At 68.6% G+C, this 19293-nt stretch carries 21 protein-coding genes; 17 read left to right on the top strand and 4 right to left on the bottom strand.

Annotation, left to right across the window (positions count from 1 at the left end; all coding sequences use genetic code 11):
* Positions 1-244: 244 nt before the first annotated feature.
* The 14 genes from flgB to ACK4K7_RS06935 all read left to right on the top strand — a co-directional run bounded on the left by flgB (position 245) and on the right by ACK4K7_RS06935 (position 11736).
* Complete coding sequence (gene flgB, locus ACK4K7_RS07000) at positions 245-598, top strand: flagellar basal body rod protein FlgB (RefSeq protein WP_431864914.1); 354 nt, start codon at positions 245-247, stop codon at positions 596-598.
* Positions 599-600: 2 nt separating this feature from the next.
* The gene (gene flgC / locus ACK4K7_RS06995) at positions 601-1005 is read left to right on the top strand and encodes a flagellar basal body rod protein FlgC (RefSeq protein WP_431864668.1); all 405 of its coding nucleotides are present in this window, start codon (positions 601-603) and stop codon (positions 1003-1005) included.
* Entirely contained in the window at positions 1002-1670 is a 669-nt protein-coding gene (locus ACK4K7_RS06990; protein WP_431864666.1) for a flagellar hook assembly protein FlgD, read from the top strand. The genes flgC and ACK4K7_RS06990 overlap by 4 nt, the downstream gene beginning before the upstream one ends.
* A 23-nt stretch (positions 1671-1693) precedes the next feature.
* Positions 1694-2986 carry a flagellar hook protein FlgE gene (locus ACK4K7_RS06985; protein WP_431864664.1) on the top strand — a complete coding sequence of 431 codons (1293 nt, stop codon included), beginning with the start codon at positions 1694-1696 and terminating at the stop codon, positions 2984-2986.
* 13 nt (positions 2987-2999) lie between these two features.
* Complete coding sequence (locus ACK4K7_RS06980) at positions 3000-3749, top strand: flagellar basal body rod protein FlgF (protein WP_431864662.1); 750 nt, start codon at positions 3000-3002, stop codon at positions 3747-3749.
* A gap of 22 nt (positions 3750-3771) precedes the next feature.
* Entirely contained in the window at positions 3772-4560 is a 789-nt protein-coding gene (gene flgG, locus ACK4K7_RS06975; protein WP_431864660.1) for a flagellar basal-body rod protein FlgG, read from the top strand.
* Between the two features lie 5 nt (positions 4561-4565).
* Entirely contained in the window at positions 4566-5210 is a 645-nt protein-coding gene (locus ACK4K7_RS06970; protein ID WP_431864912.1) for a flagellar basal body L-ring protein FlgH, read from the top strand.
* 10 nt (positions 5211-5220) lie between these two features.
* Positions 5221-6318: a flagellar basal body P-ring protein FlgI gene (locus ACK4K7_RS06965; protein WP_431864658.1), complete on the top strand. Its 1098-nt coding sequence runs from the start codon at positions 5221-5223 to the stop codon at positions 6316-6318.
* Positions 6318-6596 carry a rod-binding protein gene (locus ACK4K7_RS06960; RefSeq protein ID WP_431864656.1) on the top strand — a complete coding sequence of 93 codons (279 nt, stop codon included), beginning with the start codon at positions 6318-6320 and terminating at the stop codon, positions 6594-6596. Before ACK4K7_RS06965 ends, ACK4K7_RS06960 begins: the two co-directional genes overlap by 1 nt.
* Positions 6593-7939 carry a flagellar hook-associated protein FlgK gene (gene flgK, locus ACK4K7_RS06955; protein WP_431864655.1) on the top strand — a complete coding sequence of 449 codons (1347 nt, stop codon included), beginning with the start codon at positions 6593-6595 and terminating at the stop codon, positions 7937-7939. Before ACK4K7_RS06960 ends, flgK begins: the two co-directional genes overlap by 4 nt.
* 11 nt (positions 7940-7950) lie before the next feature.
* Positions 7951-8808 (top strand): flagellin, encoded by an 858-nt coding sequence (locus tag ACK4K7_RS06950; protein ID WP_431864654.1) that lies wholly within the window; start codon positions 7951-7953, stop codon positions 8806-8808.
* Positions 8809-8914: 106 nt separating this feature from the next.
* The gene (motA, locus tag ACK4K7_RS06945; RefSeq protein WP_431864652.1) at positions 8915-9778 is read left to right on the top strand and encodes a flagellar motor stator protein MotA; all 864 of its coding nucleotides are present in this window, start codon (positions 8915-8917) and stop codon (positions 9776-9778) included.
* Positions 9779-9781: 3 nt separating this feature from the next.
* A complete protein-coding gene (locus ACK4K7_RS06940) occupies positions 9782-10705 on the top strand; it encodes a flagellar motor protein MotB (RefSeq protein ID WP_431864650.1) in 924 nt (307 codons plus the stop codon).
* Positions 10702-11736 (top strand): diguanylate cyclase, encoded by a 1035-nt coding sequence (locus tag ACK4K7_RS06935; protein ID WP_431864649.1) that lies wholly within the window; start codon positions 10702-10704, stop codon positions 11734-11736. The genes ACK4K7_RS06940 and ACK4K7_RS06935 overlap by 4 nt, the downstream gene beginning before the upstream one ends.
* Positions 11737-11755: 19 nt before the next feature.
* Here ACK4K7_RS06935 and ACK4K7_RS06930 read toward each other — a convergent pair whose 3' ends face one another.
* Positions 11756-11905: a hypothetical protein gene (locus ACK4K7_RS06930; protein WP_431864648.1), complete on the bottom strand. Its 150-nt coding sequence runs from the start codon at positions 11903-11905 to the stop codon at positions 11756-11758.
* A gap of 162 nt (positions 11906-12067) precedes the next feature.
* On the opposite strand from ACK4K7_RS06930, the gene ACK4K7_RS06925 reads away from it, so the two are divergent.
* Positions 12068-12463 carry a hypothetical protein gene (locus ACK4K7_RS06925; protein WP_431864647.1) on the top strand — a complete coding sequence of 132 codons (396 nt, stop codon included), beginning with the start codon at positions 12068-12070 and terminating at the stop codon, positions 12461-12463.
* Between the two features lie 153 nt (positions 12464-12616).
* Positions 12617-13735 (top strand): Ig-like domain-containing protein, encoded by a 1119-nt coding sequence (locus tag ACK4K7_RS06920; protein ID WP_431864645.1) that lies wholly within the window; start codon positions 12617-12619, stop codon positions 13733-13735.
* An 11-nt stretch (positions 13736-13746) separates the two neighbouring features.
* Here ACK4K7_RS06920 and ACK4K7_RS06915 read toward each other — a convergent pair whose 3' ends face one another.
* Genes ACK4K7_RS06915 through ACK4K7_RS06905 form a run of 3 tightly spaced genes read right to left on the bottom strand, consistent with a single transcriptional unit; the run spans position 13747 to position 17356 of the window.
* Positions 13747-14787 carry an LLM class flavin-dependent oxidoreductase gene (locus tag ACK4K7_RS06915; protein WP_431864643.1) on the bottom strand — a complete coding sequence of 347 codons (1041 nt, stop codon included), beginning with the start codon at positions 14785-14787 and terminating at the stop codon, positions 13747-13749.
* Positions 14784-15707 carry an ATP-grasp domain-containing protein gene (locus tag ACK4K7_RS06910; RefSeq protein WP_431864641.1) on the bottom strand — a complete coding sequence of 308 codons (924 nt, stop codon included), beginning with the start codon at positions 15705-15707 and terminating at the stop codon, positions 14784-14786. The genes ACK4K7_RS06915 and ACK4K7_RS06910 overlap by 4 nt, the downstream gene beginning before the upstream one ends.
* A 56-nt stretch (positions 15708-15763) precedes the next feature.
* The gene (locus ACK4K7_RS06905; protein ID WP_431864639.1) at positions 15764-17356 is read right to left on the bottom strand and encodes an alanine/glycine:cation symporter family protein; all 1593 of its coding nucleotides are present in this window, start codon (positions 17354-17356) and stop codon (positions 15764-15766) included.
* A 326-nt stretch (positions 17357-17682) separates the two neighbouring features.
* Between ACK4K7_RS06905 and ACK4K7_RS06900 the strand changes: the two genes are divergently transcribed.
* The gene (locus tag ACK4K7_RS06900) at positions 17683-19197 is read left to right on the top strand and encodes a replicative DNA helicase (protein ID WP_431864637.1); all 1515 of its coding nucleotides are present in this window, start codon (positions 17683-17685) and stop codon (positions 19195-19197) included.
* Positions 19198-19293: the final 96 nt, after the last annotated feature.

Genomic DNA, 19293 nt, shown 5'->3' with positions numbered 1-19293 from the left:
AATGGTCGTGCCAAGCTTCCGGCGCCCCGCCGCTCCCGCAACCGGGACGGACCGGCGGCGGCGCGTCGACTCCCCGACGGTCCGGCCATTCCCTGCCGCTCCGCCAGACGCGCCGCCGCCTGAGGCGACATGATGAAAGCCTACAACAACGCACAACTGGCACGGGGATTGCAGTGACACCGGTCGGCAGCCCCATGCCTGTCGGATTTACGACATGCCGGGGCGAAACTTTAGGGGAAAGATGATGGCCCAGGGTCAGTCGCTTTTCGGAATTCACGGCACGGCGCTGGCGCTGCGATCGCAGCGGCTCAACCTGCTGGCGTCGAACATCGCGAACGCCGCGACGCCCAATTACAAGGCGCGTGACATCGATTTCGACCGCGCGATGGCGCTCGCCTCGCGCGGCCACGATGCCGACAGCGCCGCTGGCGCGGCCATGGCCTATCGCGTGCCCGTCACGCCCTCGCTCGACGGCAACACGGTCGAACTGTCCACCGAACAGACGCTCTTCGCGGAAAATGCGGTCCAGTACCGCACGACCCTCGCCTTCCTGGAAGGTCGGATCACCACGCTGAAGCGCGCCTTCAAGGGAGAATAAGGATGTCGAAGCCCTTCTCCGTGTTCGACATCGCCGGGCGCGCCATGTCGGCGCAGCTCGTGCGACTGAACACCACCGCGTCCAACCTCGCAAACGCCGGATCGGTGTCGGGCAGCGAGCGCGAGGCGTTCCGCGCGCTGAAGCCCGTCTTCCGGACCGTCGAGGACCGTCCCGGCGTCGCGACCGTCTCCGTGGACCGCGTGGTCACCTCCCATGTCGAGCCGACCAAGCGGCACGCGCCGGGCCACCCGCTCGCCGACGAGAATGGCGACGTCTGGGAAGCCGGCGTCGATACGGCGGCCGAGCTCATCGAGATGGTCGAGACCGCCCGCCAATATCAGAACAACGTGCAGGTCCTGCAGACCGCCAAGACCCTTACCCTCGACACTTTGAGGCTCGGACAATGAACATGATCGCAAGCCTGAACGCCGGCAAGGCGCCGTCCGGAGCCGCACCCGCGGGCAAGGCGGCCGGCCAGATGGACCATAACGATTTCCTGCGGCTGATGACCACGCAGCTCACCACCCAGGATCCGTTCAACCCGGTCGACAACAGCCAGATGGTCGCCCAGATGGCGCAGTTCAGCCAGGTCGCCGGCATCGCCGAGATGAACAAGAGCCTCGCCGGCATCGCCGCGACGCTCAACGCCGGGCGTCTCAGCGACGCCGCCAACTGGATCGGCCATTCGATGTTGGTCAAATCCGACGTGGCGACGCCGCTGCGCGACGGCTCCTATGCCGGCGAGATCGAACTCGCCGCCGATGCCGCGCAGGTGACGGTGAGCTTCCTCGACGCCAACGGACAGATCGTCCACGCGGAGCAGCTTGGCCCCCAGGCCCGGGGCGCGATCGCCTTCAACTGGGACGGCCGCGACCAGGCGGGCGAGCCCGCCGCCTCCGGCCCGCTGCGGGTGGTCGTGACCGCCACCGGCGCGAACGGCGCCGCCGCCGCGCCGGCGCTCGCCACCTGGACCTCGATCGGCGGCATCCAGTCGCCCGCGTCCGGCGGGCTCGCCCGCCTCGTCACCGGCCTCGGCCTCCTGTCACCCGAAGCGGCCATCCGCCTCGCCTGAACCCAAGGAAAGGAACTCACCCAATGTCCTTCTACACTTCGCTTTCGGGCCTTCGCGGCGCCCAGACGGATCTTTCGACGATCTCCAATAACGTCGCCAACGTCAGCTCGCACGGCTTCAAGAAGAGCCGCGCCACCTTCGGCGACATCATGCCTGCGTCGAGCTCGATGGCCGGGCAGGGCACCCGCCTCAAGGGGATCGAGCAGCAGTTCAGCCAGGGCGGCTTCGAGAGCAGCTCGCGCGAGCTCGATCTTGCGATCAGCGGCTCCGGCTTCTTCGTGACCCGCGACAGCCTCACCGGCGGCGGCACCTATTTCACCCGCAACGGCTCGCTTGCCGTCGATGCGCAGCGCTATCTCGTCGATTCGAACGGCTCCTATGTGCAGGTTCTGCCGGTCGACGCGGACGGCAACGTCACCTCGACCGGCCTCGCCTCGGCGCGCAACCTGCAGATCCCGATCGCGTCCGGCACGCCGCGGCCGACGGGCGCCATGAACCTGTCGGTCTCGCTGCCGTCCAGCGCGGACGTGCCGGCCAAGCGCGGCGTCTACAGCGACGTCCGGCCCTACGCCTTCGACCGGCTGGACCCGAACAGCTACAATTACACGCAGCAGACGACCGTCTACGACAGCGCGGGCAACCCGCAGCAGGCGACGCTGTACTTCATCCGCACCCAGTCCACCGCGACCGGCGACCCGGCGAACAGCTGGGAAGTGCGGATGTTCGTCGGCAACGAAGAGGCTTCGGCCACGCCCGGCTCGGCCACGCCGACGCCGATCCGGCTCGAATTCGACGGCGCCGGGGCGCTCACCTCGCCGGCCGGTCCGGTCCAGATGGGGGCCGTCCAGCCCTCGGGCGCCGTCTCGCCGATCGCGATCGCGATGGATTTCGGCGCCGCCACCAAGCAGGCGGCGGGCACGTTCAGCGTCGGCGCGCTCGAGCAGGACGGTTTCACCGCGGGCAAGCTCACCGACATGTCGATCGGCGAGGACGGCCTCATCACCGCCAGCTTCTCCGATGGGTCGACCCAGGCGCTCGGCAAGCTCCTCATCGCCAACTTCTCCAACCCCTCGGGGCTGAAGCAGCATGGCGACGCGCGCTGGACGGCGACCGGCCAGAGCGGCGAACCCCGCGTCGGATCGGCCGGCGATGAAGGCTTCGGCCGCATCCATACCGGCCACCTCGAACGCGCCAATGTCGACATCACCGAAGAGCTGGTGTCGCTCATTTCGGCGCAGCGGAACTTCCAGGCCAACGCGAAGGCGATCGAAGCCGCCAACGCGATGACCCAGTCGGTCCTCAACCTCAGGAACTGATCGGAGCTGACCGATGGACAGGCTCGTCCACTCCTCCCTTTCCGCCCTGCGCGGCGCCATGGCGCGGCAGGCGGCGACGGCGAACAATCTCGCGAACGCCAACACCACCGGCTTTCGCGCCGAGATCAGCTCGGCGCGGGCGCTGTGGGTGCAGGGGGGAGGGGGCGCGCACGCCGCGCGGGCGATCTCCTCGCAGGAGGTGCTGACCGCGGACATGCGCTCCGGCGAGGTCACCGAAACCGGCCGCGATCTCGACATCGCGATCGAGGGCGACGCCCTGCTCGCCGTCCAGGCCCGCAACGGGGAGGAAGCCTATACGCGGCGCGGCGACCTGCAGATGGCCGAAACCGGCCTCCTGTCCACCGGCGACGGGCATCCCGTCCTCGGCGAGCAGGGACCGATCACCATCCCGCCGGCCGACCGGATCAGCATCGACCGCGACGGTACGATCTGGATCGTGCCGGTGGGCGGCGATCCCAACGTCCCGCAGATGGTCGACCGGCTGAAACTCGCCACGCCCGCCGGGTCGCCGCTGCTCAAGGGGCTGGACGGGCTGTTCCGGGTGCCGAACGACGGCGCCCTCCCGTCCGACCCGGACGCGCGCCTGACGCCCCGCAGCCTCGAAGGCTCGAACGTCGAGGCCACTCAGGCGCTCGTCGATATGATCGAGGCGAGCCGTGCCTGGGACATGCAGTTGAAGCTCATCACCACCGCTCGCGAGATCGACAGCTCCGCCGCCGATCTGATGCGTCTGCCAAGCTGATTGCCCGCAAGGAGACACGAACATGACCAACGCCGCCCTCCATGTCGCCCGCACCGGGCTCGACGCCCAGTCGGCGCGGATGCGCGTCATCGCCAACAACCTGGCGAACGTGAACACCACCGGCTTCAAGCGCGACCGCGCCCAGTTCGAGACGCTCGCCTATCAGACCATGACCGCCGCCGGCGCGCCCGCTTCGGCGGAGAACCGCTATGCGGTCGGCCTGTCGCTCGGCAGCGGCGTCCACATGACCGGCACCGCCCGCGTCAACACGCAGGGCGCGCTCAGCACCACCGATAATCCGCTCGACCTCGCGATCGAAGGCGACGGCTTCTTCCAGGTGACGCGGCCGGACGGCTCCACCGGCTACACCCGCGCCGGCAATTTCAACCTGTCGGCCGAAGGGCAGATCGTCACATCGGACGGCTTGCCGCTGGTGCCCAACATCCAGGTCCCGGAAGGCGCGACATCGGTGACGATCGGCGTCGACGGCACCGTCTCGGCGCAGGTCGCCGGCTCCACCGAGCCGACCGAGCTCGGCAAGATCGAGCTCGCCCGCTTCGTCAACCCCTCGGGTCTGCAGGCGCTCGGCGGCAACCTGTTCGCCGAGACGGCGGCGAGCGGCGCGGCGCAGGTCGGCGCCGCCGGCATGGAAGGCCGCGGGTCGATCCGCCAGGGCGCGCTCGAAGCCTCTAACGTCAACGTCGTACAGGAGCTGGTCGACATGATCGAGACGCAGCGCGCCTATGAGGTGAATTCGAAGATGATCTCGGCGACCGACGAGATGCTCCGCAACGCGAACCAGCAGCTGTGAGCGCCATGACCCGCACCCTCGCCCTCGCCGCCGCCGCCGTCCTGCTGACGGCGAACGGCCGTCCTTCGCCCGAGCACCGGCCGGCTTACGCGCCGCCGCCGCCGCCCGCGCCCGCCAACGGCGCCATCTTCCAGGCCAATTCCTATTATGCGCCGCTGACCGTCGGCCAGCGCGCCTCTAACGTGGGCGACGTGCTCACCATCGTGCTGGTGGAACGCACCCAGGCGCAGAAGACCAGCACGGCCACCACCGGCCGCGACGGAAGCATCGGCCTGACGCCGCCGTCCACGGGTCCGCTGTCGATCTTCGATCCGTCGGAGGTGGCGATGGGCGGCAATTCCGCCTTCAACGGCCGCGGCCAGGCGGCGCAGTCGAACATGCTGTCGGGCGAGATCAGCGTCACCGTGGTCGAGACCTTCCCCAACGGCACCATGCTGGTGCGGGGCGAGAAGCGCGTGCGCATCAACCGCGGCGACGAGTTCATCCGCGTCTCCGGCCTGGTCCGCGCCGCCGACATCGGCCCCGACAACCGCGTCGCGTCGACTCGGGTGGCGGACGCCGACATCTCCTATTCCGGCACCGGCGAGATCGCCCGCGCCAGCCGCCAGGGCTGGCTGCAGCGCTTCTTCTCGATGGTCAGCCCTTTCTGAGGATCCAGCGATGATCAGGCATCTCCTCCTCGCCCTCGCCGCCCTGCTCGCCTTCGCGCCTGCGACCGCGCAGGCGCAGCGGATCAAGGATCTGGGCACGTTCCAAGGCGTGCGCCCGAACCAGCTGATCGGCTACGGCATCGTAGTCGGCCTCGCTGGCACTGGTGACGACAGCCTCGATTACGCCACCCGCGGCATGAACGGCGTCGCGGCCCGGTTCGGGCTCACCTTGCCGCCGGGCGTCAATCCGGCGCTCAAGAACGCCGCCGCCGTCATGATCACGGCCGAGCTTCCCGCCTTCGCCAAGCCGGGCCAGCGGCTCGACATCACCGTCTCGGCGATGGGCAAGGCGCGCTCGCTGCGCGGCGGCACGTTGCTGCTCGCTCCGCTGCGCGGTGCCGACAACGAAATCTATGCGATGGCGCAGGGCAATCTCGCCGTCGGCGGCCTCGGCGTCGCCGCGGCGGACGGCAGCCAGGTCGCGGTGAACGTGCCCTCGGCCGGCCGCATCCCAGGCGGCGCGACGGTGGAGCGGGCGGTCGACGCCGGTTTCGCCGAGGCCCCCTATCTCGTCTTCAACCTCACCGAGGCCGATCTCACCACCGCCCAGCGCGTCGCCCAGGCGATCAACCAGGACTTGGGCCCGATCGCCCGCGCCACCGACGCCGTTTCGATCGCGATCGACGCCGCGCCCGGCGCGGTCGAGCGCAGCCAGCTGATGGCGCGGATCGAGAACATTCCGGTGAACCCGGCTGACGCCCCCGCCCGTGTGATCGTCAACGCCCGCACCGGCACCGTCGTCATCAACGGCGCGGTGCGGATCAGCCCGGCCGCGGTCAGCCATGGCAAGCTTACCGTCGCGGTCCAGGAACGGCCGACCGTGGTCCAGCCCGCGCCCTTTTCGCGCGGGGTCACCGCGGTCGAGCCGTCGAGCGACATCCAGGTGGTCGAGCAGCGCTCGCCCATGTTCCACTTCGCGCCCGGCGCCTCTTTGTCGGAGATCGTGCGGGCGGTGAACGCGATCGGCGCCTCTCCGGCCGACCTCGTCGCCATCCTGGAGGCGTTGAAGCAGGCCGGCGCGCTTCGCGCCGAACTGGTGGTGCTGTGATGACCGCGCCCCTCTCCGCGATCGGCGGCACCGTCCAGCGCGCGACCGAGCAACGCGAGCAGCTCAAGGAAGCCGCCAAGGCGTTCGAGGCGGTGTTCGTCCGCCAGATGATCGGATCGATGCGCCAGGCGAGCCTTGGCGACGACCTGTTCGGAAGCAGCGCCGCCGACCAGTTCCGCGACATGTCGGACGCGCGGCTCGCCGACTCGATGGCCGAAAAGGGCAGCCTCGGCATCGCCGAGCTGCTGCTGAAGCAGTTTGAAGGACGGATCAAATGAGCGACCTGCTGTCGATCGGATCTTCGGCGGTTTCCGCCTATCGCAGCGCGCTCGCCGCGATCGGCGAGAATGTCGCCAATGCGGAAACGCCCGGTTTCTCCCGCCGCACCGTGGTCATGCGTCAGGCGACCAACGCCGGCGCGCCGGACCCGATCTATCGGGAGAATATGTCGTTCGGCGGCGTCAACGCCGCCGCGGTGGGCCGTGCCTGGGACACCTTCCTCGCCGCCGATGCGCGGGGCGCGCTGTCCGCCGCCGAGAAGTCCGGGGTCCGCCAGCAATGGCTGGGGCGGATCGAGGCGGCGTTCGGCGACGGGCCGGCGGCGGTCGGCGGCGCGATCACGGGCTTCTTCAACGCCGCGACCGGCCTGGCCGGCGATCCGGGCGACGCGATGGGCCGCTCGGCCATGCTGCTCTCGCTCGAGGATGTCGGCGCGGCGTTTCGCGCCAGCGCGGACGCCCTCTCCCGGATCACGGGCGGGATTTCCGAAGCCGCGAAGCTCGGCGTCGACGCGGTGAACGGCGCATTGGCCGCGCTCCACAAGGTCAATGGAAGCATCCGCATGAATCCGGCGGGTGGCACCGCCCGGGCGGCGCTGGAGGACGAGCGCGACCGGCTGATCGACTCCATTGCCGCGCATATCGGCATCGAGGCGCGGATCGCCGGCGACGGCACGGCCACCCTGGCGCTCGCCGACGCCACCGGTACCTTCCTGGTCGGCCCCTCCGGCGCCGGCTTCATCAGTTTCACGGCGAGCACCGACGGGCGGCTCGCCTTCCGGCTCTCGGCCGGGGGCGCCGTGTCGCCTCTGCCGATCGGCGGCGGGAGCCTCGCAGGCCTCGCCGAAGCCGCGAGCGCGACCGCGGACCGGCGCGCGGAGCTCGACGCCCTCGCCCGCGACTTCGCGGATGCCGTCAACGGCTGGTCCGCGGCGGGCCGCGATGCCAATGGCGATGCCGGCATTCCGCTCGTCGATGCCCCGGGGGCGGGGGGCTTTCGCGTCCTGGTCTCCGATCCTGAACGGATTCCCGCCGCGTCGGCCGACGGGAGGGCGAACGGCAATCTGCTGGCGCTGGACGGCGTGCGCGACCAAGGCGGCTTCGAAAGCCGCTGGACCGGCATCGTCGCCGGCAACGGGCAGCAACTCGCCGCCGCCAAGGCCGAAGCCGCCGCCGCCGGCCGCTGGCGCGACCAGAGCTTCGCCGCGCTCGACAGGGTGACCGGCATCGACCTCGATTTCGAGGCCGCCGAACTGCTGCGCTACCAGCAGGCCTATAACGGCTCGGCCAAGATCATTCAGGTCGCCCGCGAAACCGTCAAAACCATTCTCGACCTGTTCTGAGGACCAGCGCCATGATCAGCGGCACCCGATACGGCCTTACCCTGGAGATCAACCGCCAGCTGCAACTCGCCCGCGACATCGAGCGGCTGCAGACCGAAATCTCGACCGGCAAGCGCATCCAGGCGCCCTCGGACGATCCGGTGGCCTCCGCGCGCATCTCGGACCTTGCCCGCATGCAGGCGAACGAAGCCGCCTGGTCGCGCAACCTGACCTATGCCGCCGCCCTGTCGGCGCGCGCCGATACGGCGCTGGGCAGCGTGGCGACCGGACTGGACCGGGCCAAGGAGCTGATGCTCGCCGCCTCCAACGGCACGCTTTCGGCCGCGAACCGCGCCACTATCGCTTCGGAACTTCGGGCGATCGCGGAGGAGATGCAGTCGCTGATCGAAAGCCGCGACGGCCGCGGCGAACCGCTATTCCCCACCGGCGCGGCGCTGCGCATTCCGGTCAGCGTCGGAGTCGAGATCGAGGCGGTGGGGAGCCGGGCGCGGATGTTCGAGGGTATCGATACCCCGTCCGGCGCGACCGACCTCCTGGCGATCCTCACGGGCGCCGCCGACGCGCTGGCCGAGCCGGACGATGAGGCCCGCCGCGCCGCGGTCGCGGCCTCGCTCGACGCGCTCGACGCCGCGGTCCGCCATATCGGCGCGGCGCGGGGCGAGCAGGGCGCGCGCGGCAGCCGCATCGACGCGCTGGTCGAGCGGCTCGCCCAGTCCGGCCTGCAGATCGCCGAGGAGCGCTCCGCCATGGAAAGCGCCAACATCGTCGAGGTCATCGCACGCCTTCAGGCGCGGCAGCTGACGCTGCAGGCGGCGCAGGCGGCCTTTGCCCGCACCAACCAGTCCACCCTGTTCGATCTTCTGCGCTAAGTTTCGGGTGAACAAGGCTTAACCATAAAGTTTCCCGCCCGCTGCCGTTATCCCACTGGGGACGGAAATGTTCGTTCCCCGGGCAGCCTGAAGACGGGGATGGTGGATGTTTGCAGCGGTCGGCATCTTGGTGGTGATCGTGATGGTGTTCGGCGGCTTCATGGCGACCGGCGGCAATATCGGCCCCGTCGCCTATGCGCTGCCGTTCGAATTCATGATCATCGGCGGCGCCGCGGTCGGCGCCACCATCGCCGGCAATTCGATGCGCGAGATCAAGGCGCTGGGCCGCGGCGTGGCCAAGGTGTTCAAGGGCCCGAGCTACGCCAAGCAGGATTATCTCGACACCATCTTCCTCGTCTCGCGCCTGATGAAGATGCTGCGCACCGACGGACCGGTGGCGGTCGAACCGCATATCGAGGATCCGAAGGCGAGCGCGGTCTTCGCCGAATATCCGCGCCTGCTGCAGGACGAGACCCTGGTCCATCTCGTCTGCGACACGCTGCGCCTCGTCGTCGTCTCCTCCGGAACGCTCGATCCCCATGCGGTCGAGGAGGTGATGGACAATGCCATCAAGACCCACCACCACGACGCGATCCGCCCCGCCAACACGCTGCAGGGCCTGGCGGACGCGCTGCCCGCCCTCGGCATCGTCGCGGCGGTGCTCGGGGTGGTGAAGACGATGGGCTCGATCGATCAACCGCCGGCCGTGCTCGGCAGTATGATCGGATCGGCGCTGGTCGGCACCTTCCTAGGCGTTCTCCTCGCCTACGGCTTCGTCGGGCCGCTCGCCAACCGGGCCCGCCAGGTGATCGAATCCGACGGCGCCATCTACCAGGTGGTGAAGCAGATCATCATCGCCTCGCTCCACGGCCACCCGCTGCCGCTCGTCATCGAAGCCGCGCGTTCCGGCATCCAGCATTCGAACCAGCCGGCCTTCGCCGACGTGTTCGACGGCATGCGGGGGCGTTGAGCGGTGGCGAGCACGGCGCGCAGGGGGCGCAACGAGCCGGCGCCGAGGCCGGTCATCGTCAAGAAGGTGGTGCAGGAAACCGAGCATGGCCCCCATCATGGCGGCGCCTGGAAGATCGCTTATGCGGACTTCGTGACCGCGATGATGGCTTTCTTCCTGCTGCTCTGGCTGCTCGGTTCCACCGACGAGGACAAGCGCAAGGGGCTGGCCGATTATTTCACGCCCACCCTCATCGAATATAAGCAGAACAGCGCCGGATCGAACGGCATCCTGGGCGGCGATTCGATCGTCGCCGCCGACAATTATCCGCATCGCGCGGCGCAGACAGGTTCGCGCTCCATCGTCATTCCACGCGACGTGACCGGCGGCATCAGGGAAGGGGAGGCGCGGCCGCATCCGGAGGACCGCCAGCGCTTCGAGGCGCTGAAGCGCCAGCTGATCGAGCGGATGGAGGCCTCGGCCGAGCTCAGCCGCCTAAAGAAGCATGTCCGCTTCTCCGAAACCCGCGAAGGCCTGCGCATCGACCTCATCGACGAAGCCGATTTCTCGATGTTCAGGCTCGGCACCGATCAGCTGGTGCCGGAGGCGCGGCGGCTGGTAGCGGCGGTGGCGCAGGTGATCGACGGCGTCCCCAACGACGTCATCATCCGCGGCCATACCGACGCCGTGCCTTATGCCGCGGGCGGGACGATGAACAACTGGCTGCTCTCCACCGCCCGCGCGGAGACCACCCGCGCCGCGCTCGAAGCGTCGGGTGTCGAGCTCGCCCGCTTCACCCGTCTGGAAGGCGTCGCCGACCGGGAGCCCTTCATCGCCGAGGACCGGCTCGACGCCCGCAACCGCCGCATGTCGATCACGCTCGCATGGCGCCGGGGCATGGAGGCGCCGCTCCTCGCCGCCGCCCGGGCGAGGGAGGCGCGCCCGTGAACGCCGAGACGCGCAGGCCCATCCCGGCCGCGGCGGGCGGCGAGGCGCAGTGGCGGCGCGTCTACCGGAAGATCGGCGAGTTCCTGAACACCCACCGCCTCGCGCCCTCGCCCGAAAATTACGCGCTGGCCTATCAGCTGGCGGTCCATGGCGACACGCCAGCCGCCCGCGCGGTGATCGCCGCGACCAGCGACGGCGTGCGCCTCACCCAGAAGGAGGCGGACCGGATTCTGGTGGAACATGGCGGCGGCGCCTCGGTCGGGGACCCGCACGAGAGCGAACGGCTCGCCGCCGCCGCCCGCCGTCAGCTGGAGGCCTTCGCCGCGGTCGTCGACCGCACCCGCAACGAAGCGCGCGATTACGGCCGCGACCTTGCGGAAAATGCCGCCAGGCTGGAACGCTCGGCGGGCGGTGCCGCGATACCCGATCTGCTGCGCATCGCGGGCGCGATGGTCGAGCGCGCGGCGGCCGCCGAGCGCAAGCTCGCCGCCGCCGAGGAGGAAACGCACCTCCTTCGCCAGAAGCTCGAGACGGTCCGTCAGGACGCGCTCAGCGATCCGCTCACCCGGCTGCCGAACCGGCGCGCGTTCGACGAGCGCTGGGCGGAGCTGGAGCGGGAGCGGGTCCCGACCAGCCTGGCGATCTGCGACGTCGACCGGTTCAAGGCGATCAACGACGTCCATGGCCACGGCGTCGGCGACCGGGTGCTGCGAATGGTCGCCGACGTGCTGGAAACGAGCTGCGCCGGCCACATGGTCGCGCGCCTCGGCGGCGAGGAATTCGTGATGCTGTTCGTCGGCCTCGGCGTCGAGCGCGCGGCCGAGATCGTCGATCAAGCGCGCGAGGAACTGGCCGGGCGCCGCTTCCGCGTGCGCGGCACCGACGCGCCGATCGGCCGCATCACCTTTTCGGCCGGAGTGGCCGGCGGCCGCTGGGACGAGGCATGCGAGCCCGCGCTGAAGCGCGCGGACAGATTGCTCTACGAGGCCAAGAGTGCAGGCCGCAACCAGGTGCGGCGCGAGGAGGATTGAAGGCGGTGAAAACCGGCCGTCAGATGACGAGCAGCACGGCCGCGCCGATCAGCATCCACAGCAGCAGGCTGAACAATATGCCGTAGAGAAAGCCCTGCACGGGCGGCGGCACCTCGATCGCCGGATTGGCGTCCGGACGGGGCGTTTCGAGAACAGGCCGATACTGCATTTCAACCTCCTGCCAGCAGGACGCTTGTCGGACGAGTTTGGATCCATCCCGTTGACAACCTCTTAACGGCAACGCCCATCCATCTCGTTGCCTGTCGTTCAGCTTTCGAGGAATAGACGTGGCATCAGGGCTTCTGCCGTCCACCGCAGGGGGAGATGTGCCGTGGAACTTGCCGCCGTCGTCCTTGCCGCGCTGATGGCGAACGGGTTGCCCGGTCAGTCGGATGCCGAGGCACCTTCGCCAACGCGGCTGCGCATCGTTCCCCCGAGCTGCCGTGAATCGCGCGCCCGCGCCGACGGCGACCAGATCGTGGTCTGCGCCCCGCACGAGGATCCGCGCCAGGAGGCTCAGCGCCTGCCGCTCCCCGTCGAACGCCCGCCGCGGCCGGCCGACATCGCGGGCGGCGAACAGGCGGCCGCAATGGACTCGTCCGCCGGCTCCTGTCGATCCATGGATCCCGGCCGCCACTGCAATCAGGGCTTGAACGTCCTCGCCATCGGAGGCCTTGTCGCCCGAGGTGTCCAAGCGGTGCTCCGACCCGGCGAGGAGGAGGACTGACCCGCTTTAGAGCATTGCCCGCGCGGCGGATGGACAGAGCAAGCGAGCAGGTTCATCATCTCAGCTGGCCGGAGGAGCGGCGAGTCGCGTCGGCGCCCGATAGCTTGATCAGACCTCCGACCCTGTTCTTCGTCTCATTGGAGGAGAAGAACGATGAGCAACACCCGTTCCATCGCTTCATCGCAGACGCCGCAAGCCAGGGACGACCGTGCGGTCGTCGCCGAGGACAGGTTGCTGACGCTCGACGTGCTCGCCAACGATGCGGGTGGCGCGGCGAAGAAGCTGTTCTCTTTGAACCAGACCCACCCCCAGACCGCGACTCCGGCGAACGCCTGGGTGAAGCTGCCGAGCGGGGCGGCCATTTCCATCCGCGACGGCACGATCGTCTACGACCAGCGCGGCGCCTTCGACCATCTGGCGAAGGGCGTCACCGCCCAGGATCAGTTCAGCTACGCCATCCGGCTCGGCAACGGAGCGGTCAGCACAGCCAAGGTCACGGTGACGATCACAGGCGTGAACGACGCGCCGGTCGCCGTTCCGGACAAGATGACCGGCGGTGAGAACGAGGTGCTGACGATCGATGTCCTCGCCAACGATCATGACCCGGATCAAGGCGCCACGCTCAGCCTCGTCTCCGTCGTGGCGCCGGTAGGACGGGGCACGGCCACCGTGGTGGCGGGGAAGGTCCGGTTCGATCCCGGCACGGACTTCGATCATCTCGCCGAAGGGCAGAGCGAGAAGATTCAGCTGCGCTACAAGATCGCCGATGAGCATGGTGCCACGGCGACCGGAGTTGCCACCGTGACCGTGACGGGCGCCGCGGAGGCACCCGCGGGCTTCGTCATAGATTTTGAGGATCTCGACAATCTCCAGGAAGTTCCGTTCGGCTATCGGGGCTTCAACTGGACCGTTCCCGGCGACCAGATGTACGTCCTCCACAAGGATTATCTTCCCGGCACTGGGTACCAGAGGGGCAGTATCCCGCCCGGCGAAAAGGTCGCGTTCGGCCCCTTCGGTGAGGGCCCTCTGGTCATCGAGTCCGTGGACGGAAGCGAGTTTCTGTTCGATAAGGTCTACATCACCTCGGCCTGGGACGCATCGCAACACGTGACGTTGCTCGGTTACCGCGACAATGTCCTGGTCGGCACCCACAGCGGACCGATCGTCAATTCGGGGCCCACCTTGTTCGACGTGGATTGGGCGCAGATCGACACGCTGATGATTGTCCACAGCGGGACCCACATCGCGCTCGACAACTTTTATTTCGGCTGAAGCCGGACGCCCTATGCCTGCGCCGCCTTCATCGGGCCGATCACCTGCGCGGCGAAACGGTCCATCTCCTCGGCCTGGGGGCTCATCTGGAGGAGGAGGAGGTCGAGCCCGGCCGCTTCATATTCCTCGATCCGTTCCCGCACCTGTTCGGGCGTGCCGACCAGATTGGGCCTGAGCCCGCGGTTCGACACCGAATATTCGCGCAGCTTCAGCTCCCGCTCAAGCTGGGTGCCCGACAGCCATTGCTCGAAATTGTCGAAGCCCTTGGGCGGCGTCGGCGGGAGGGCGGTGATCCGGTCCAGCTCGCGCCGCGCCTCCGCCTCCGAATCGCGGACGATAGCGTAGGCGGCCATCCCGAAGCGCATGTCCCCGCCGCCGGCCTGCGCGCGGCGCGCCTTCATGTCCGCAATCTTGGGCGCGATCGCATCGACCGGATCGCCGTGCATCACATAGGCGTCGCATTGGCGGGCGATCATCGTCTTGGCCGCGTCGCTCTCGCCGCCGGCATAGATGACGGGGCGGGGGGAAGAGTGCGGCTTGGGCGCGCAGATCGCATCCTGCAGCCTGTAGCGTTCGCCCTCATAGCTGAAGCGTGGTTCGCGCCACAGGCCGTCCACCACGTCCAGCCATTCGCGGGTGCGGGCGTAGCGGTCGTCATGCTGGTCGAACTGGAGACCATATTGCGTGGCTTCGTCCGCCCACCAGGAGGAAACGACGTTGAGCGCCAGGCGGCCGCCGCTGATCCGGTCGATATTGGCGGCCTGCTTGGCGAACAGAGCGGGGTGATGGAAATTGGGGCGCACCGCCACCATCAGCTCGATCCGCTCGGTCACCGCGGCGAGAGCGGCCGCCGTCGACCAGGCGTCGAGCGCGGGCTCCTCGACACCCTTGATGTCGTTGAGGTTGAGTTCGGCGATCAGGGTCAGGTCCCAGCCCGTCTGCTCGCTGCGCAGCGTCAGGCGACGGACATAGTCCCAGCTCGCCTCCATCCCCTCGTCCGGGATGTTGCGCAGCCAGCCGCCGAACACGGGCATCCAATAGCCGAACCTCATCGTCCCACCTCTTCCTCGATGATGTGCCGCAGCCGATCGACCAGTCGCTCGTGCGGGTCCCAGCCGAGCACGTTCAGCGGATCTGCGACGAAGTTGGAGAGCGCGTTGATGTCGTAGAAACGCGCCGTGCCGTCGCGGTCGTCGATCAGCAGCTCGACGCCGCCAAGTTCCATGCCGGTCGCACGGGCGACCGCCTCCGCCGCCCGGACGAGTTCCGGCGCGGGATCGACCGCTTTCATTCCGATCGCCGCCCGCCCCGGCGTGGCCACGCACGCGTCGGCGGGGCAGAGGTCGAACGTGTCGCCGCCGCTTTCCACTTCGATCGCATAGAGGAACTCGCCGCCGAGCGTCTCCATGCGCAGGATCGTGCCGCCCCGCGCCGGCGCATAGTCCTGGAGAAGGAGCACGCCGTCGATGCTCGTCGGCACGGCGCGGTCGGCGATTGCGGCGCGCAGCTCCTCAAGGCTCGAATAGCGGGCGATGCCCGCACCCGATCCGCCGATATTGGCCTTGACCAACAGCGGGAAGCCGAAGCCGCGCGCCGCCTCCACCAGATCGCGGGCGCGGTGGACCACCCGCGTCCGCGGGATGGAGAGCCCGAGCCGGGAAAGGAGCGACAGCTGCCGCGCCTTGGACGAATCGATCGCCAGCACCGCGGCGCCGTTCAGGACGCGCGCGCCGCTCGCCTCCCAATGGTCCAGCAGCGCCTCGGCATAGAAGATCGGATGTTCGGGATCGCGCAGGAAGCTCGACATCGCGACGCGGCTGAGCACCACCGGCGCCGGCGGCGCATCGCCCGCCGGATCGAAGCTGTGGCCGCCGAGCAAGATGCGGTCGAAGCCAATGCCGCGCCGATCCAGCGCGGCGAACAAAGGTTCGAACCAGGCGGGATGTTCGTAAAGGATGGCGAGCTGGGACATGGCTCCCACAGATGGTGTCCCGCCGCCATCCGCCAAGTGGCGGCGGGTGCCTTTTCCTATTTGTCGAGGACGCTGCCGTGGCCGCCAGCGTCGATGACCGGGGCGTCGTACAGTTCCTGCGGTGTTTCGCGGCCATGGTCCTTGCCGGCCGCGCGCTGGCCGCGGGCGAGGGCGAAGACGACGGGCGCGAGCAGCGCCAGCGCGACGAGGTTGGGCAGCGCCATCGCGGCATTGGCGATGTCGCCCATCCGCCAGACGAGATCGAGCTCCTGGAAGCTGCCGACCCAGATCATCACGCACCAGAGCAGGCGCCACAGGATCTGGAGCGTGCGCTCGCCCGAGCGGGTGCTCGCCACTTGGTCGTAGATATAGGTCACCGCCCGCTCGCCATAATAGGACCAGGTGAGGAGCGTCGTGAACACGAACAGCAGCAGCGCGACCGAGGCGATCAGCACGCCGATCGGAAGGCCGCCGAGCGTGTAGGGGAAGGCGGCGGCGAAGGCGCCGGCGGTCATGGCGAAGCCGCGCAGATCGGAATTCCAGGCATGTTCCTGGACGGTCACCACGCCCGCCGCGTCGGTGGCGGTGAAGCTGCCCTGCACCGTCAGGATGACAAGCGCGGTCATCGTGCAGACGATGATCGTGTCGATGAAGGTGCCCATCATCGCGAAACGGCCCTGCAGCGCCGGATCGGTGGTGCGGGCGACCGCGTGGGCCATCGGGGTGGACCCCTGGCCCGCCTCGTTGGAGAACAGGCCGCGGGCGACGCCGGCGCGGATCGCGATGATCACCGCCGCGCCCAAGAAGCCGCCGGTCGCCGACTGGGCGTTGAACGCGCCGTAGAAGATCAGTCCGAACGTCTCGGGAATGTCCTCGATGTTGATGATGATGGCGATGAGCGCCATCAGCAGATAGGCGGCCGCCATCGTCGGCACGACCTTCTCGGCGACGGCGCCGATCGACTTGATGCCGCCGATGATGACGATGAAGACGAGCGCGGCGACGATCAGGCCGCCGATGTCGGGGCTGAGCCCGGTCAGCTGCTGGATCGACTCGCCGGCCGAATTGGCCTGGATCATGTTGCCGGTGACGATCGCCGACAGCACCGTGCCGAGCGAGAAGACGATCGCCAGCCACTTCCATTTTGGCCCGAGGCCGAAGGTGATGTAGCTCATCGGCCCGCCGCGGCGTGTACCGTCGGGCAGCACCTCGCGGTAGCGGATGGCGAGCGCGCCCTCGGCGAAGGCGAGCGCCATGCCGATCAGCGCGGTGATCCACATCCAGAAGATGGCGCCCGGGCCGCCGAGCGCGATCGCGGTGGCGACGCCGGCGAGGTTGCCGGTGCCGACCTGGCCCGACAGCGCGGTCGACAGCGCCGCGAAGGGGGAGATTTCGCCGGAGGATTTGTCGCCCTGCTTGCGGAAGATGCCGACGAAGGCGGGCCAGAGCTGGCGCAGCGGATAGAAGCGCAGCCCGATCATCATGTACATGCCGATGCCGAGCAGGATCAGCACCATCGGCGGCAGCGGGATCGCCTGCTCGCCGTTCCAGGTGCCGCCCCAGATGAAATCGGAAACGTTGGTCACATGATCGATGAGACCGACCACCGCCGGTTCGGCCGCCACCGCGTCCGCCGCTGCACTTGCCATGGAGATGTTGCCCCTCTCGCTGCTTCTGCTTTGGCCGGAGGCTTAGGCAAGGAACGGCGGCAAGGGAAGGGGCGACAACGTCCCTCTCCCGCGCCGGGCGCGGGAGAGGGGTGTCGAGCGGCCCTTCGGGGAGGGGATAGGGGGCCGCTCTGTGCTTGCCGGAAGCCGGCGGGGGGAGACCGGCATCCGCAAGGCAGAACGTCGCATGACCGGTTCGGGTCCAACGGTCCGCCGCACGAACGGCGCCGCTTATCCACATGCCCGTCCACCGAAACTTTGCGCGCCGGCCATATTCAAGCGCGGCCGATCGGCGTACATTCCCGCCCATGGCCGAAATCCTGAGACTTGCCGAACCCGCCGAGACCGGCGCGCCCTCGCTCCCCCACAATGTGGAGGCGGAAGCCGCGCTGCTGGGCGCGCTGATGATCGACAACCGCCTTGCCGAAGACATCCAGATGAAGCTTCGGCCGGACCATTTCTTCGAGCCGCTCCACGGCCGCATCTACGAGCAGATCCTGAAGCTGATCGATCGCAACATGATCGCTTCGCCGGTGACGCTGCGGCCGCTGTTCGAGGCGGACGAGGAGATGAAGGAACTGGGCGGCCCGGCCTATCTGGCGCAGCTCACCGGGTCCGGTGCCGCCATCATCGGCGCCCGCGACTTCGCCGGCCAGATCTACGACCTTGCCCTGTTGCGCGCGCTGATCGGCGTCGGCCGCGAAATGGTCGAAAGCGCGCTCGACACCAGCGAGGAGGTCGATCCCAAGGGCCAGATCGAGCAGGCCGAAGCCGCGCTCTACCGCGTCGCCGAGGAAGGCGGCGGCGAATCGTCGACCAAGAGCTTCGCCGAGGCGACCCACATGGCGGTGCAGCTCGCCGAGAAGGCGCTCAATACCGGCGGCGGGCTGTCGGGCGTCACCACCGGCCTCACCGGCGTCAACGCCAAGACCGGCGGTCTCCACCATTCGGACCTCGTGATCCTCGCCGGCCGTCCCGGCATGGGCAAGACCGCGCTCGCCACCAACATGGCCTTCAACGCCGCCCAGCGGCTGGTGCGCGATCTTGAGGACGGCATCGCCGCGGAAAAGTCGGCCGGCGCGGCGGTCGCCTTCTTCAGCCTCGAAATGTCGGCCGACCAGCTCGCCACCCGTATCCTCGCCGAAGCCAGCGGGATCAGCGGCGAGAGCCTGCGCATGGGCAAGATCAGCCACCAGGATTTCCGCAACCTCGCCCGCGCCGCCGCCGATCTGGAGGGCCTGCCGCTCTATATCGACGACACGCCCGGCCTCACCATCGCGGCGCTCCGTACCCGGGCGCGCCGGCTGAAGCGGCAGCGCGGCATCGGCCTCATCATCGTCGACTATCTTCAGCTGCTGCAGGGCACGGGAAAGGCCGGCGGCGACCAGAACCGCGTGCAGGAAATCTCGGAGATCAGCCGGGGCCTCAAGACGCTCGCCAAGGAGCTGAACGTGCCCGTGCTGGCGCTGTCCCAGCTCAGTCGCGCCGTCGAGCAGCGCGAGGACAAGCGTCCGCAGCTGTCGGATCTTCGCGAGTCGGGCTCGATCGAACAGGACGCCGACATGGTCTGGTTCGTCTATCGCGAGGAATATTATGTCGCCTCGCGGGAGCCGAAGCGGCCGATGGACGGCGACGACGCCAAGGTGTTCGAAGCCTATGAGCAATGGCAGCGCGACATGGAGCGCGTCTACCAGCTGTCCGAACTGATCGTCGCCAAGCAGAGGCACGGCTCGACCGGCAAGGTGAAGATGAAGTTCGAAAGCAAGATCACCCGGTTCAGCGACTGGGCCGAAGAGGGGCACCTCCCCGAAATCCGGGGATAGGCCGCGCGTAATCCTCCCCTGAAAGGGGAGGGGGACCAGCCGAAGGCTGGTGGAGGGGTATCAGCGCCCGAGAATATCCTTTGCCGCTGACACCCC

Source organism: Allosphingosinicella sp. (assembly GCF_046295735.1).
GTDB lineage: Bacteria > Pseudomonadota > Alphaproteobacteria > Sphingomonadales > Sphingomonadaceae > Allosphingosinicella.
Note: the sequence above shows the minus strand (reverse complement) of the source record. Positions and strands in the feature narration are given on the sequence as shown.